The 13828-nt window shown below is 58.6% G+C and carries 14 protein-coding genes; 11 read left to right on the top strand and 3 right to left on the bottom strand.

Annotated features, from left to right (window positions below):
* Positions 1-57 precede the first annotated feature (57 nt).
* The 5 genes from NCG89_RS12645 (at position 58) to bfr (ending at position 2574) form a co-directional block, all read left to right on the top strand.
* Positions 58-639 carry a superoxide dismutase gene (locus NCG89_RS12645; protein WP_251086908.1) on the top strand — a complete coding sequence of 194 codons (582 nt, stop codon included), beginning with the start codon at positions 58-60 and terminating at the stop codon, positions 637-639.
* 24 nt (positions 640-663) lie between these two features.
* Complete coding sequence (locus NCG89_RS12640) at positions 664-861, top strand: hypothetical protein (protein WP_251086907.1); 198 nt, start codon at positions 664-666, stop codon at positions 859-861.
* Positions 862-929: 68 nt separating this feature from the next.
* Complete coding sequence (locus NCG89_RS12635; protein ID WP_251086906.1) at positions 930-1532, top strand: peroxiredoxin; 603 nt, start codon at positions 930-932, stop codon at positions 1530-1532.
* A 227-nt stretch (positions 1533-1759) separates the two neighbouring features.
* Entirely contained in the window at positions 1760-1957 is a 198-nt protein-coding gene (locus NCG89_RS12630; protein ID WP_251086905.1) for a bacterioferritin-associated ferredoxin, read from the top strand.
* Positions 1958-2094: 137 nt separating this feature from the next.
* Positions 2095-2574 (top strand): bacterioferritin, encoded by a 480-nt coding sequence (bfr, locus tag NCG89_RS12625; RefSeq protein ID WP_251086904.1) that lies wholly within the window; start codon positions 2095-2097, stop codon positions 2572-2574.
* Positions 2575-2632: 58 nt separating this feature from the next.
* Here bfr and NCG89_RS12620 read toward each other — a convergent pair whose 3' ends face one another.
* On the bottom strand, positions 2633-3103 hold the full coding sequence (locus NCG89_RS12620) for a hotdog fold domain-containing protein (protein WP_251086903.1): 471 nt from the start codon (positions 3101-3103) through the stop codon (positions 2633-2635).
* Positions 3104-3332: 229 nt separating this feature from the next.
* Between NCG89_RS12620 and NCG89_RS12615 the strand changes: the two genes are divergently transcribed.
* From NCG89_RS12615 to NCG89_RS12600, 4 genes are all read left to right on the top strand, one after another.
* A complete protein-coding gene (locus NCG89_RS12615) occupies positions 3333-4823 on the top strand; it encodes a DUF4856 domain-containing protein (RefSeq protein ID WP_251086902.1) in 1491 nt (496 codons plus the stop codon).
* An 80-nt stretch (positions 4824-4903) separates the two neighbouring features.
* Positions 4904-6142 carry an imelysin family protein gene (locus NCG89_RS12610; protein WP_251086901.1) on the top strand — a complete coding sequence of 413 codons (1239 nt, stop codon included), beginning with the start codon at positions 4904-4906 and terminating at the stop codon, positions 6140-6142.
* A 19-nt stretch (positions 6143-6161) separates the two neighbouring features.
* A complete protein-coding gene (locus NCG89_RS12605; RefSeq protein WP_251086900.1) occupies positions 6162-8327 on the top strand; it encodes a TonB-dependent receptor family protein in 2166 nt (721 codons plus the stop codon).
* 14 nt (positions 8328-8341) lie between these two features.
* On the top strand, positions 8342-9283 hold the full coding sequence (locus tag NCG89_RS12600) for a sterol desaturase family protein (protein WP_251086899.1): 942 nt from the start codon (positions 8342-8344) through the stop codon (positions 9281-9283).
* Between the two features lie 61 nt (positions 9284-9344).
* On the opposite strand, the gene grxD is transcribed toward NCG89_RS12600, so the two are convergent.
* Both grxD and NCG89_RS12590 read right to left on the bottom strand, forming a co-directional pair.
* Positions 9345-9674: a Grx4 family monothiol glutaredoxin gene (gene grxD, locus NCG89_RS12595; protein ID WP_251086898.1), complete on the bottom strand. Its 330-nt coding sequence runs from the start codon at positions 9672-9674 to the stop codon at positions 9345-9347.
* Positions 9675-9819: 145 nt separating this feature from the next.
* Positions 9820-11358 (bottom strand): hydantoinase B/oxoprolinase family protein, encoded by a 1539-nt coding sequence (locus NCG89_RS12590; protein ID WP_251086897.1) that lies wholly within the window; start codon positions 11356-11358, stop codon positions 9820-9822.
* A gap of 194 nt (positions 11359-11552) precedes the next feature.
* Here NCG89_RS12590 and NCG89_RS12585 point away from each other — a divergent pair, with 194 nt between their 5' ends.
* Positions 11553-12740 (top strand): acetylornithine transaminase, encoded by a 1188-nt coding sequence (locus tag NCG89_RS12585; protein WP_251086896.1) that lies wholly within the window; start codon positions 11553-11555, stop codon positions 12738-12740.
* A gap of 68 nt (positions 12741-12808) precedes the next feature.
* Complete coding sequence (gene argF / locus NCG89_RS12580) at positions 12809-13723, top strand: ornithine carbamoyltransferase (RefSeq protein WP_251086895.1); 915 nt, start codon at positions 12809-12811, stop codon at positions 13721-13723.
* The last annotated feature ends 105 nt before the right edge of the window (positions 13724-13828 follow it).

Below are 13828 nucleotides of genomic sequence, written 5' to 3'. Positions count from 1 at the left end.
TACTCTTGCAAAACATCGCGACTTTTCACTAAAACCGAAGATCTAGGAGAGACACTCATGGCTTTTGAACTACCCGGCCTGCCGTATGACAAAACTGCGCTCGAGCCCCATATCTCAGCAGAAACTCTGGACTTCCACCACGGCAAACACCACAACGCCTACGTCACTAAGCTCAACGAGCTGGTGCCCGGCAGCGAGTACGAAGGCAAATCGCTGGAAGACATCATCAAGACCTCCAGTGGCGTCCTGTTCAATCAAGCTGCCCAAGTGTGGAACCACACTTTCTACTGGAACAGCCTGAGCCCCAACGGCGGCGGCGCGCCCACCGGTGACCTGGCAGCAGCCATCGACAAGACCTTTGGCTCCTTTGACGAGTTCAAAGCGGCGTTCAACGCCAAAGCCGTCGGCAACTTTGGCTCCGGCTGGACCTGGCTGGTGAAGAACAGCGATGGCAGCCTGGAAATCGTCAACACTGACGATGCCGACACCCCAATCGCGAAAGGCAGCGCCACGCCGCTGTTCACTTGCGATGTCTGGGAGCACGCCTACTACATTGACTACCGCAACGCTCGCCCCAAGTACCTGGAAGCGTTCTGGGCGCTGGTCAACTGGGAGTTTGCTGCGGCCAATTTCGCCTAAAGGCGGCCCATCGTTGGACGCCTGATGTCTGACGTAAAAACCCCGACGTACAACCGTGCGTTGGGGTTTTTTATCGCCAGCAAAATTTTGGTTTTTGCAGCGCGAAATCTTTTGCAACAAGCAGGGCAACAAGCATCGCCGGGACACGGCCAAAATAGCAAGAAACTATCGCGACCATTAGAAATTTCAATGGGCTCGATTGTAGGCCCCGTGTATGATTAATGCCCTGATTTATATTCTATAAATAGAGCATTTTGCTCATTATCTAAGACCGAAAATGGAGGTTACACATGGGAGTTTTAGTTGGTAAACCAGCACCAGATTTTACCTGCGCAGCCGTGCTGGGCAATGGCGAAATCGTCGACAGCTTTACTCTGAGCGAGGCCATTAAAGGCAAGTACGGTCTGCTGTTTTTCTACCCTCTGGACTTCACCTTTGTTTGCCCCTCGGAGCTGATCGCCCTGGATCACCGCATGGACAAATTCCGTGAACTGGGTGTGGAAGTGATTTCTGTTTCCATCGATTCTCAATTTACCCACAACGCCTGGCGCAACACTGCGGTTAAAGATGGCGGCATCGGTCCGGTGACTTACACCATGGCCGCTGACGTTCGTCACGACATCTGCCGCGCCTACGACGTAGAAGCCGATGGCGGCGTTGCCTTCCGCGGCGCATTCCTGATCGACAAAGAAGGCATGGTGCGCTCACAGCTGATCAACGACCTGCCCCTGGGCCGCAACGTTGACGAGCTGGTGCGTCTGGTTGAAGCGCTGCAATTCCACGAAGAGCACGGCGAAGTATGCCCTGCCGGCTGGAACAAGGGCGACAAAGGCATGAGCGCCACCCCCGACGGTGTGGCTGCTTACCTGTCTGAGAACTCCGACAAACTGTAAGGAATAGCCCGGGCGGCCCGCCGCCCAGCTTACTCCCGCAAAGGCCCGGCATGCCAAGCATGCCGGGCCTTTCTGCATTCTGGCCGCGTCATTTTCTGCGCAACAACAGCCCTGAATTCCACCGCCACCGAAACATGACAACAAAGTCACGCAATGCCAATTGACAAGCATTCTCATTTCTATTAACTTTTGAAACTCCAACGCAACTGGCGAGAGTTTCACCAAAAATGTACGTCTGTCTCTGCAAAGGCATCACTGACAAGCATATCCGCGACGCTGTAGATAACGGCGCCCAGAGCTTTCGCCAGCTCCGCCGTGAACTTGAACTCGCCAGCCAGTGCGGCAAATGCGGCGCCCTCGCTCGCCAGGTCTACAACGACCACCTGAGCAACTTTAATCCAGATCTTTGCTACGCGGTGGCCTAAACGCGATCGAAACCGCATTGAGAACGATTGGCTTTTTCTTTACATTTACTTTAAAAATCAAACACTTAGCTTGACCACTACCACAACTGGGTGCACACTGGCGTCTGTTGCGAACACAGACGAGAAGGACACCTATCATGAAAGGCGACTCCCAAGTCATCGCCCATCTCAACAAAGCCCTTGGCAATGAGCTGATTGCTATCAACCAGTACTTCCTGCACTCCCGCATGTTCAAGGACTGGGGCCTGAAAGAGCTGGCCGATATCGAATACCACGAATCCATCGACGAGATGAAGCACGCCGACAAGCTGATTGAGCGGATTTTGTTTCTGGAGGGAATACCCAACCTTCAGGATCTCGGAAAACTGCTCATCGGCGAAAACACCAAGGAAATGCTCGAGTGCGATCTGGCGCTGGAACTTAAGGCCGTGCCCGACCTTAAAGATGGCATCAAATACTGCGAAACCGTGGCCGATTACGGCAGTCGGGACTTGCTCGAGGAAATCCTGTCCTCAGAGGAAGAGCACATTGACTGGCTGGAAACCCAGTTGGGACTGATCGACAAAGTCGGCATCCAGAACTACCAGCAGTCAATGATCGGCAGCGTCGACAGCTAAGCGCCTGATTTCTCAGTCTCTGGCGCACTGAACCTGAGGGCGGCTGAGCCGCCCTGCTCTATTTTTTTGGCGCCGGCTTGGGCGAAATATGCATCTCGATGCATGCGTCAAACACCACCAACCCCGCCTGATCCTTCACCTCCACCATCACTGGCACCGCGCCCTTTTCGCCAACAATGATTTCGCGCATGGTCGCTTCGGCTACCATCTTGCCCTCCGCCCGCGCCAGATAGCGCACCGTCATCCCGGCCGGAATCCAGCGCATTCCCGGCGGCATTGAGGCTTCACTGACCACCCCTGCACAGAACTCGGCCAGATTGCACAGCGCAATGGCATGCACCGACCCAATGTGATTATGCACCGCCCGGCGATCTTTGATTTCCGCCACCGCCTTCCCCGTCTCAAGCACCGTCATCAAGGGTTTGATCGAGCCAAAATACGGCGCTTTGACACAAATAGCCCGGGAGAACAGGCGCTTGCCGCCGGGATAACGACTCAGGCGTTGCCACATTTTTAGGGTGGGATTCATAGCATGACCTCATCACTGGAAACCGCCAGACTAGCCCGGTCGCCAGGCCATTGCATTGACCCGAATGGTGCCGGCCACCAATATCGCAGCCAAACGGCGCGAACGGTATTGCTAACCATTCTTATTTTTGTTTAACTTCAGCACCGACTCTAAAGCAGTCTTACCAATTTCTACGCAGCGCCAAATCTACCCAGTTTAAAAAGCCATTTAGCTTATACAAGGATCAGCAATGCATAACGCCACCGACTTCTTCAAGAAAGCCACCCTGCCAGCTCTCATCCTGTTACTTTCCGCCTGCGGTGGCGGTGGCGGCGGCGGTAGCAGCGACGACGACGATAACGGCACACCCACTGCGCCCAGCACCTACACCTTTGAAAGCAAGATCACCGCTGGTGAAAGTGCCGTCAGCTACACTGGCCAAACTGCACGCCAGATTTTGATTGAAGACCTGGTCGCAAAGCTGGTTAGCCTCAGCGAAAATCCAGGCGGTTCGGCGAGCGACATCGAAGCAGACCTGAGCTTCTACGTCAGCGGCGACGTTGACAGCGTGAATTATGAATACAGCCTCGACGGCGAAACACTCATCCCCGGCCCAACCTACGGTGATATCTCCACGGGCAAAAATCTGTCCGACAAAATCGCTGGCGGCAACAGCACTGGCGGCGGTGAGGCCAACATGTTGATTGGCGGTGAATTCTTTGGTTGGGCAGAGCTGTCTTCGCCGTCACGGCCGATCGACCTGGTCGACCTGTTTATCGAGCGCGTTGCCGCCGAAGCGGTTGATGGCAATGATCCCAGCATCACCACTGCCGGGGCGGTTTCTGCCAACATTGGCACCGTCACCGTTGATGCCTTTGGCCGTGACTACCGCCAGCTCATTCAGAAATTCCTGCTCGGCGCGGTCACCTTTTCCCAGGGCACCAACGACTACCTGCAAACCGACTTCAGCGATGACGCCAACCACGAGCAGGATGGCGAGGCCCCCTATACCTTCGCTGAGCACAAGTGGGATGAAGCCTTTGGTTACTTCGGTGCCGCCCGCGACTACAACAGCTACACCGATGCCGAGATCGCGGGTACCGAGTTCTACAAAGACAGCGACGGTGACGGCAGCATCGATCTGCGCAGTGAGGTTAACTTTGCCAATTCCACCAACTGCGCCAAGCGCGACGCGGGCAGCACCACTGGCACCAACTTCACCAAAGAAGCTTTTGATGCCTTCGTTGCCGGTCGTTTCCTGATTAACCAGGCCTCTGCCAATGGCGGTTTGAGCGCGGCTGAACTCGAAGAGCTGAATGGCTACATCGAAACTGCCGCCAAAACCTGGGAAAAATGTATCGCCGCCACGGTGGTGCATTACATCAACGACGTTCGCGCCGATATGGCTAAGTTCAACAACGGTGAGTTCGCCGACGTCGCCAACTTCCTGGATTTGGCCAAGCACTGGGGCGAAATGAAAGGCTTCGCACTGGGCCTGCAGTTCAGCCCCAACTCGCCCTTCCGGGATGGCAGTGTCGACGGCATCGACCTGTCTGACCTGAAAGAACTGCTCGACACCATGGGTGTTGCGCCAGTACTGGCTGACGGCTCCCAAGCGGGTGTTGCGCCCAGCGGTACTGCCCAGGCCGCCATCGACGCCTACATTGCCGACCTGCTGGAGATCCGCGCCACCCTGCAGACCGCCTACGGCTTTGATAGCCAGGATGTCGCAAACTGGTAAACTGCAGCACCAACGAAACCCTCGTTACCCAATAAAAGGCGCGCACAGCGCCTTTTTTTACGTACAACAGAGATGAGCGCATGAAATCCTTCGCTTTCAGCCTGATTTTAGCGGCAACCCTTCCCCTGACGGCCTGTGTCAATAATGGTGGTGGCGGCAGCGGCGATGCTGTCAATGCCGAGAATTTTGACTTTGTTGGCATGCTGGCCAACTACGCCGACAACATCATCGTGCCCAACTACGAAACCCTGGCCAACGACACCGCCACCCTCGCGGCCGCGCAAGGCCCACTTGGGCTCTACTGTGATGCCATCGGCAGCGCCGGCGAAGCGGATGCTCGGGCATCAGCGCAGCAAGCCTGGAAAAGCACCATGGACGCCTGGCAAGCCACCACACTCCATGAGCTCGGCCCGATCCAGGCCAATAACAACGCCCTGCGCAATCGTATTTCCGCCTTCACCCGGGGCACGACATTGAGCACCTGCGGTGTGGACCAGGCGGTGGTCCTGGCCGACACCAACCCCAGCTTCAGCCTCAGCGGCCGCTCCGCCAATCAGCGTGGCCTGGGCGCGGTGGAATACCTGCTGTTCAATGATTCGCTGGCCCACACTTGCCCCAGCCAAATTACCGAAACCGCCGACTGGAACGAACGCCCTGAGCAGGAGCGCAAACAGTTACGCTGCGCCTACGCAGAGAAGTTAGCCACCGATATTGACCAGGCCGCACAGCGCGTGGTGGGTGCCTGGCAAATTGATGCCGACAACTATCGCTCCCAGTTTTTGAACCCGGCGGCACTGGACACCAATCTGAAAGCCCTGTCTGACGCCCTGTTCTTTCTCGATACCGATACCAAAGATGCCAAGCTCGGTATTCCCTTGGGTATTAGCGCCGCCTGCAGCCAGGTGAGCTGCCCCGAGGTGATCGAGTCCCCCTTCGCCCAGTACAGCCTCAACAACATCAGCATCAACGTGCAATCCTTTTTGCGCCTGCTCGAGGGCGGCAATGGCCTGGGGTTTGATGACATCATCGCCCAGGCCGGCGTACCCGAAGTGACCGAGTTGATGCGGGAAAACAGCAACGCGGCAATCGAAGAAATCGACACAATGACCCTGAGCTTGCGCCAACAGGTAGAGGGCATCGCCAATGAAGAAGATGCCCAGGCCTGCGTCGACGCGGCTAACACGCCCGACGGCGAGCGCAGCCGCCCCGCCTGCAACCTGTTCGGCTACATTCGCCGGGTGACCGATACCCTGAAAGTGGGCTTTGTTGCCGCAGTGGATGTTGACCTGCCGGACCGCGCTCAATCGGACAATGACTAATTCCAGGAATGACCGCACGATGAACTTGCTACGCAACCCCCTGATTTTTGGCGCGCTGCTATCCTCCACCGCTGCGCTGGCCCAATCCGACAAGCAGCCCGAAGAGGTGCTGGTGACGGGCGGTAAAGACGCCATATTGAGCCTGGGTGGCTCCGCCCAGTTGATCGACGAAACCATGCTGGATCAGTTCGATTTTTCCGATCTGAACCAAGTGATGTCGACCCTGCCCGGCGTCTATATCCGCGAGGAAGACGGCTACGGACTCCGCCCCAATATCGGCATTCGCGGCGCCACCTCCGAGCGCAGCCAGAAAATCACCATCATGGAAGACGGCATCCTCATTACCCCGGCGCCCTATGCCGCACCCGCGGCCTACTACATTCCCAACATCAGCCGCATGAGCGCCGTTGAGGTGGTGAAAGGCCCGGCAGCCATCGTGCACGGCCCACACACGGTGGGGGGCGCTATTAACTTTGCCAGCCGCCCCATCAGCGAGGAGCGGGAAAGTGAAATCGACCTAAGCTACGGCACCGACAACTACCAGAAAGCCCAGTTTTTCAGCAGCGAGACCGTCGGCGAGTTTGGCTACGCCATCGACCTGCTGCGTTTCAGCGGTGATGGCTTCAAGGAGCTGGACGGCGGTGGCGACACGGGCTTTGAACGCAATGACATCAACGTCAAACTGAGCTGGAAACCCCAGGGCGGCAGCGAAAAAAATCACGCCTTTACCCTGAAGTTGGGTTACGCCGATGAGGACGCCGATGAGACCTACCTCGGTCTCACCGAGGCTGACTTTGACGACGACCCCTACCGTCGCTATCGCGCCAGCCAACTTGACCACTTCACGTCAGAACACAGCCAACTCCATCTGGGCCACAGTTTCGATCTCAACGACAGCATCAGTGTGAGCAGCGCTGTTTATTGGCACCAGTTTGACCGCAGCTGGAACAAGCTCGACGGATTTATCGACGGCGTCGCCATCCGCGATGTGTTCGCCAACCCCGACATTTTCACCCGTGAACTGGGCATCCTGCGCGGCGAAATCAACAGTAACGGCAGTGATGCCGACATGCTGGACGTGACCAACAACGACCGGCAATACGGCTCTTACGGCGCACAAACCGCAATGAAAATGCAGTTTAGTCAGGGCGACATCGACCACAATCTCGATGTGGGCCTGCGAATTCACAGCGACTACGTGGAGCGGGATCACAGCATTCGCGGTTACCTGATGACCGATGGCGCCATGATCAACGATGGCCAACAGCGCGGCGACAAAGAGCTTAATGAAGCCAGTGCTGACGCCATTGCCCTGTATGTTAGCGACACCCTGTCCTGGCGTGATTTCAAACTGACGGTGGGGCTGCGCCACGAAGAAATCGACGGCGATGCCGACGACGACCTCGCGGGCACCAGTAACAGCAAGTCCCAATCCGAAACCCTGCCCGGCGTTTCGCTGTATTGGCAATACACTGAAAATCTCGGCTTGCTGGCCGGCGTCAACCGGGGCTTCTCCCCGGCGTCGCCCTCAGCCAGCAGTGGTGTTGATCCGGAGCTGAGCACCAACTACGAGTACGGCCTGCGTTACCAGAATCAAAACCTCAGCCTGGAAGCCATCGGCTTTTTCAGCGACTACGAGAACCTGCTTGGCCGCTGCCGGGCCAGCGACACCAACTGTAACGCCGGCGAGGAGTTTAACGGCGGCGAGGCAGAAATCGCCGGGGTTGAGGTTCTGGGGCAATGGTCACATCAGCTTAGCGATGCCCTCACCGGCGAAGTAATGCTGTCGTACACCTACACCGAAACCGCATTCCAGAGCGACTTCAGCAGCAGCTTTTCCCAGTGGGGCGAAGTCGAAGCTGGCGACGAGCTGCCCTACATCCCCGAGCAGATCGCCCGACTGCAGCTGGGCGCCAAGGCAACCCGCTGGGAGGCCTATGTCGCGTTCAGCTACCAAAGCGAGATGCGCGATGTGGCGGGTAGCGAACCCATCGGCCAGGTCACCCATACCGACGCTTACACCACCGTCGACGCGTCCGCCTCCTGGTTTGTCGATCAGAACTGGACGCTCCAGCTGAGCGTCGACAACCTGCTGGACGAAGAAGCCGTGGTGTCACTTCGCCCCTTCGGCGCGCGGCCTAACAAGCCCCGCACGCTGCGTCTGCGCGTGAAGTACGCCTTCTAACGTCGGGACGAACATTGGAAAGCCTGCTGACTGCCCTGACCTCACCCCTGTTGATCCCGACAGACCCGGGGCGGCGGCTGTTTTGGCTGTTCATCTTGTCGGCGCTGGTGATGGCATCGATCACGGTCAGTCTGCAGCAGCGCCGGTTCAGCCCGACAAGCCAGTGCCGCGCCTTGTTCAACTGGCGCTACTGGTTCAATCGTTCCACCGGCACCGATTACGCGCTGCTGGTGGGTAACACCCTGCTCAAAGGGCTGTTGCTGGTCCCGCTGCTTGGCAGCCACCTTGCCGGCACGATCGCCGTGGGCAGCTGGTTGCAGGCGTACTTTGGCGATGCACCCTCGCTACCGCTATCGCTGGCGGGCATTGCCATTGCCTATACCCTGATCTTCTTCGTGGTCGAAGACTTCAGCCGCTTTGCCCTACACATGGCCATGCACCGGGTTCCCGTGTTGTGGCGACTGCATCGCACCCACCACAGCGCCACCACCCTCACACCCATCACGCTGTTTCGGGTCCACCCCCTCGAAATGACCCTGTATACCCTGCGGGGCCTGGTGGTGTTCAGTGTGGTCAGCGGAACCTTTCTTTACTTCTTTAAAGGCAAGGTATCGGGCATCGATATTCTCGGGGTGGATTGCCTCGGCTTTCTGTTCAATGCCCTGGGCGCCAACCTGCGTCACTCGCCCATATTTCTCTCCTTTGGCCGGGCAGAAAAAGCCTTTATCAGCCCGGCCCAGCACCAGCTACATCATTCGGCCAGCCCGGAGCACCGCGACATCAATTTTGGCACCTGCCTGGCGGTCTGGGATCGCCTGCTGGGCAGCTGGCGGTCAGCGGGTAAACCCCGGCCGCTCACCTTCGGCTTGAGCGAACCCGCCCAGATCAATGAAGACCGCCGCTCTCCGGTGACACCTGCTCCCGTGACACCAGTGAGTATCAATTCGGCGGCATAAAAAAACCCGGCGCATAGCCGGGTTCTCGGAAATGACCTATCGCCGCTCACCGGCAACGGATTTATTCCTGACTTTGCGCCGCCGCAGTTTCTTTGATCAGCGTTTGCAGTTCGCCGCTTTCGTGCATTTCACAGATGATGTCGCAGCCACCCACCAGCTCGCCAGCCACCCACAATTGGGGGAAGGTGGGCCAGTTGCCAAACTCGGGCAGCTTGGCGCGAATGTCAGGGTTAGACAACACATCCACAAACGCAAAGCGCTCGCCACAACCCATTAGCGCCTGTGAGGCCTTGGCGGAGAAACCGCACTGGGGCTGATTGGGCGACCCTTTCATGTACAGAATGATCGGGTTGCTTTCGATTTGCTGCTTGATTGCCTCGAGAGTGTCCATTGAAACCTGCCTTGGGAAAACCGTAAATTCTGCGCCACCCAACATTGGGTCGCGGGCCGTTGCGGCCTCGCCATAGCGCTCTCAAGCGGGCATTTTACCTTGTTCGACGGTAAATGTAATGAGGCCGCCCGGCACAATTGCTGCGCTACTTGGCGCCCCAGCCGCCCCCGCCGGGGGTTTCAACGGTAAGGACATCCCCCGCCCGGGCCAGACCGGTGACTTTGCCACCCAGCGTTTGGCCATTTAACGTGTTGTGGCCGGGCAAACCCGCTGCGCCGCCAGCCGCGCCCCAGGGGCCGCGCCGTCGACGCTCGGTGAGCAGGGTGTAACGGGCCTCGGCCAGAAACTCAAACTCTCGCACCACACCCTCGCCGCCAGCGCCCCGGCCCTCGCCGCCGGAGCCGCGACGCAAACCATAGCGCCGAATACGCAGCGGGTAGTGCATTTCCAGACTCTCCACCGGCGTGTTCAGGGTATTGGTCATATGGGTTTGCACCCCGCTCAAGCCCCGGCCACGCTGGTGTCCACCCATGCCACCAGCGATGGTCTCGTAGTAATGCCAGGCGCCGTCCACACCGCCCATGGCCACATTGTTCATCGACCCCGCACTGGCCGCGGGGATGCGCTCGGGTATTGCTTGGGCCAGTGCGCCGAGCACGGCATCGGTAATGCGCATGGAGGTTTCGACATTGCCCGCCGCGACCGCCGCCGGCCGGCGGGCATTGAGCAGGCTGCCCTCGGGGGCAGAAAGGGAAATGGCACTGAACAGACCCGCGCAAACCGGCACGTCGTCAGGCATCAAACAACGAAACACGTAAAACACTGCAGCCGCCGCCACCGACAGCGGGCAATTGATATTGCCCTCCACCTGGTCTGCCGTGCCGGCGAAATCCGCCACAATACCGTCGTCGCTCAGGGTGATACTGACGCTGATCGGCAGATCCTGATGGCCAAAGCCATCGTCATCCATCAAATCGGTAAAGCGGAAAGTGCCCCGGGGAAGGCTGGCCCACTGGGCCTGGGCCAGCCGCGCAGCATACTGCTGCAACTGCGCCACGGCCTCGGCAAAGGCCACCGGCAGTGCCGCAACCACCTCACCGAGCCGGGTCAGGCCGCTGCGATTGGCGCTCACCTGAGCAATGAAGTCACCATGCTGCCCCGGGCCGAACCAGCGGTCCAATTGCTCCCGATCTAACTGGCCATTGCGCACCAAATAGGTCGGTGCAATCACCACCCCCTCTTCTTCCAGGCGGGTGGACAACGGCATGGAGCCCGGTGTGCTCGCGCCAATATCGGCGTGGTGGGCCCGGTTGGCGACAAAGGCCAACAACTGACCCGCGCCATCAAAACAGGGGGCAATCACCGTCACATCCGGCAGGTGGGTGCCGCCCAGATAGGGGTCGTTGACCACCACCATGTCACCGGGCCGCCACTCACAGGCGCCGACGATATCGGCCATTGCATAGGCCATGCTGCCCAAATGCACCGGAATGTGGGCCGCCTGGGCACACAGCTGTCCATTGGCGTCAAAAATGGCACAGGAGAAGTCTAGACGATCTTTGATATTGGGCGAAAAGGCGGCCCGTTGTAGCACCGCCCCCATCTCGTCACAGACCGCCTCCAGGCGACTAACAAATAGCCCTAGTTGCACAGCGTCCAGAGTCATCTGGGCGGTATCGGTCATGGTCAGACTCCGCGGGGTCTTGAGGAATTTTTGCCGGCGCCAAACGGGCCGCTGGAAAGCGCGCTACAGCGCTGGAATTTGCAATGCGTTCCTTATATTATTGCCTATCCGTCAGGGCAGCTCTAGCTGCCTTTTTGCGTTTTAAAATCCAAAGCTTTTGTTGATGGCGCCGAAAAAGGCGCGGAGTACCGTTAATGACACAGTCAGCCGTAATGAACACGTATGGACGTCAGCCCGTCACATTTGTGCGTGGCGAAGGCGTGCGACTGTTTGACGACCAAGGCAAAAGCTACCTGGACTCGATCAGCGGCATCGCCGTCAATGCCCTTGGCCACGCCCATCCGGCGGTTACCCAGGCCCTGGTCGAGCAGTCCGGCCAGCTGATTCATACCTCGAACCTGTACAACGTGCAGAAGCAGACCGAGCTGGCAGAGAAGCTGTGCGCCGTCAGTGGCATGGATAACGTGTTTTTCTGCAACTCCGGTGCCGAGGGCAACGAGGCCGCCATCAAGCTCGCGCGGATGCACGGTCACAACCGCAACATCGAAATCCCCCACATCATCGTCATGGAACAGGCCTTCCACGGCCGGACCCTGGCCACCATGACCGCCTCCGGTAACCGCAAAATTCAAGTGGGTTTTGAGCCCCTGGTGCGCGGCTTTACCCGGGCGCCCTATGGCGACATCAAGGCGCTGGAAACCATCGCCAAGAACAATGACAGCGTGGCGGCGGTGCTGGTCGAACCCGTTCAGGGCGAAGGCGGCGTGCACCCCATGCCAGAGGGTTTTCTTGAGCAGCTGCGCGATCTGTGCGACGCCAATGATTGGCTGCTGATGCTCGACGAAGTGCAAACCGGCAATGGCCGGACTGGCAAATACTTTGCCTTTCAGCACACCAACGTCATGCCCGATGTGGTGGTCACCGCGAAAGGCCTTGGCAACGGTGTGCCCATCGGCGCCTGCCTGGCCCACGGCAAAGCAGCCAGCCTGTTTAAGCCTGGCAACCACGGCTCCACCTTTGGCGGCAATCCGCTGGCCTGCGCCGCGGCCCTGGCCGTGGTCAACACGCTTACCGGCGGTGTTATGGATCAGGTCGCTGAAAACGGCCAATACCTGATCGACGGTCTCAAGGCGCAACTCGCCGGCAACAAACACGTGAAATCCGTGCGCGGTAAAGGTTTAATGGTAGGCATCGAGCTGGACGCCCCTTGTGGCGCATTGGTCGGCCTGGCCCTGGAACAGGGGCTGCTCATCAACGTCACCGCTGAAAAAGTCGTGCGCCTGCTCCCCCCGCTGATCATCAGCAAAACTGAAATTGACGAATTAATCGCCACGCTCTGCCCCCTTATCCAGCAATGGACAGCGCAGATAGATGCGGCATAGTTCATTGGGGATAGGCCCTGCCCGCGACGGCAGCGCCTGTCCCAGAAAAGGATAAGGTAACCGCCAGTATGGCTTTACGACACTTTCTCACCCTAACGGATTTGAGCCCGGCGGAGCTGGAGCAGATTATCCAGCGCGCGATCGCTCTGAAGGCAGAGCAAAAGGCACACCAGTGCAGCGCCCGTTTTCCTAACTACGTGCTGGGCATGGTGTTCGAGAAAGCGTCCACCCGAACCCGAATCTCCTTTGAAGCGGGCATGGCCCAAATGGGCGGCCACGCCATTTTCCTGTCGCCCCGGGATACCCAACTGGGCCGCGGCGAACCCATTGAAGACAGCGCCCGAGTCATTTCTTCGGTGTGCGATATCGTGATGATTCGCACCTTTGAGCACAGCATCATCGAGCGCTTTGCCCAGTACTCCTCGGTGCCGGTGATTAACGCCCTCACTGACGACTTCCACCCCTGCCAGCTGCTGGCCGACATTCAAACCTTTGTCGAGCACCGCGGCAGCATGAAGGGCAAGCAGGTGGCCTGGATTGGCGACGGCAACAACATGTGCCAGTCCTACATCAACGCGGCCATGATGCTGGACTTCAAACTGATGGTGGCCTGCCCCGAGGGCTTTGAACCCCGCGCCGACCTCCTCGCCGACGCCGGTGACCGGGTAGAAGTGGTACGCGACCCCGTCGACGCCGCCCGCGGCTCCGACCTGCTGGTGACCGATGTCTGGGCCTCCATGGGCCAGGAAGAAGAAAAAGCCGAGCGCCGCCGCAAACTGTCCGGCTACCAGGTCAATCGCACCTTGATGGATCTGGCCAATCCCGGTGCCCTGTACATGCACTGCCTGCCCGCCAAACGCGGTGAAGAAATCAGCGCCGAATTGATGGATGCCCCCGACACCGTGATCTGGGACGAAGCCGAGAACCGCCTGCATGCTCAGAAGGCGTTGATGGAATTTTTGCTGCTGGAAGCACAGCGCTGATGCCGGGCAGCTTAACGCTAGACGGGAGAGGGCCTGCCCCGCGAGCACAGCGAGTGCTTTGGGTACGGAAGACGCAAAAGCGGGCGCGGCTTCGCCGCGAGATGC

Origin of the sequence: Spongiibacter taiwanensis (assembly GCF_023702635.1) — a bacterium.
GTDB classification, from domain to species: domain Bacteria; phylum Pseudomonadota; class Gammaproteobacteria; order Pseudomonadales; family Spongiibacteraceae; genus Spongiibacter; species Spongiibacter taiwanensis.
This window is presented reverse-complemented; position numbering and strand designations above follow the sequence as displayed.

Bases quoted from the DNA above. Each gene is read 5' to 3' on its own strand.
- NCG89_RS12605 (WP_251086900.1), top strand. From the start codon at position 6,162: ATGAACTTGCTACGCAACCCCCTGATTTTTGGCGCGCTGCTATCCTCC.
- NCG89_RS12585 (WP_251086896.1), top strand. From the start codon at position 11,553: ATGACACAGTCAGCCGTAATGAACACGTATGGACGTCAGCCCGTCACA.
- NCG89_RS12620 (WP_251086903.1), bottom strand. From the start codon at position 3,103: ATGAATCCCACCCTAAAAATGTGGCAACGCCTGAGTCGTTATCCCGGC.
- NCG89_RS12640 (WP_251086907.1), top strand. From the start codon at position 664: ATGTCTGACGTAAAAACCCCGACGTACAACCGTGCGTTGGGGTTTTTT.
- NCG89_RS12610 (WP_251086901.1), top strand. From the start codon at position 4,904: ATGAAATCCTTCGCTTTCAGCCTGATTTTAGCGGCAACCCTTCCCCTG.
- NCG89_RS12615 (WP_251086902.1), top strand. From the start codon at position 3,333: ATGCATAACGCCACCGACTTCTTCAAGAAAGCCACCCTGCCAGCTCTC.
- argF (WP_251086895.1), top strand. From the start codon at position 12,809: ATGGCTTTACGACACTTTCTCACCCTAACGGATTTGAGCCCGGCGGAG.
- NCG89_RS12645 (WP_251086908.1), top strand. From the start codon at position 58: ATGGCTTTTGAACTACCCGGCCTGCCGTATGACAAAACTGCGCTCGAG.
- NCG89_RS12635 (WP_251086906.1), top strand. From the start codon at position 930: ATGGGAGTTTTAGTTGGTAAACCAGCACCAGATTTTACCTGCGCAGCC.
- grxD (WP_251086898.1), bottom strand. From the start codon at position 9,674: ATGGACACTCTCGAGGCAATCAAGCAGCAAATCGAAAGCAACCCGATC.
- NCG89_RS12590 (WP_251086897.1), bottom strand. From the start codon at position 11,358: ATGACCGATACCGCCCAGATGACTCTGGACGCTGTGCAACTAGGGCTA.
- bfr (WP_251086904.1), top strand. From the start codon at position 2,095: ATGAAAGGCGACTCCCAAGTCATCGCCCATCTCAACAAAGCCCTTGGC.
- NCG89_RS12630 (WP_251086905.1), top strand. From the start codon at position 1,760: ATGTACGTCTGTCTCTGCAAAGGCATCACTGACAAGCATATCCGCGAC.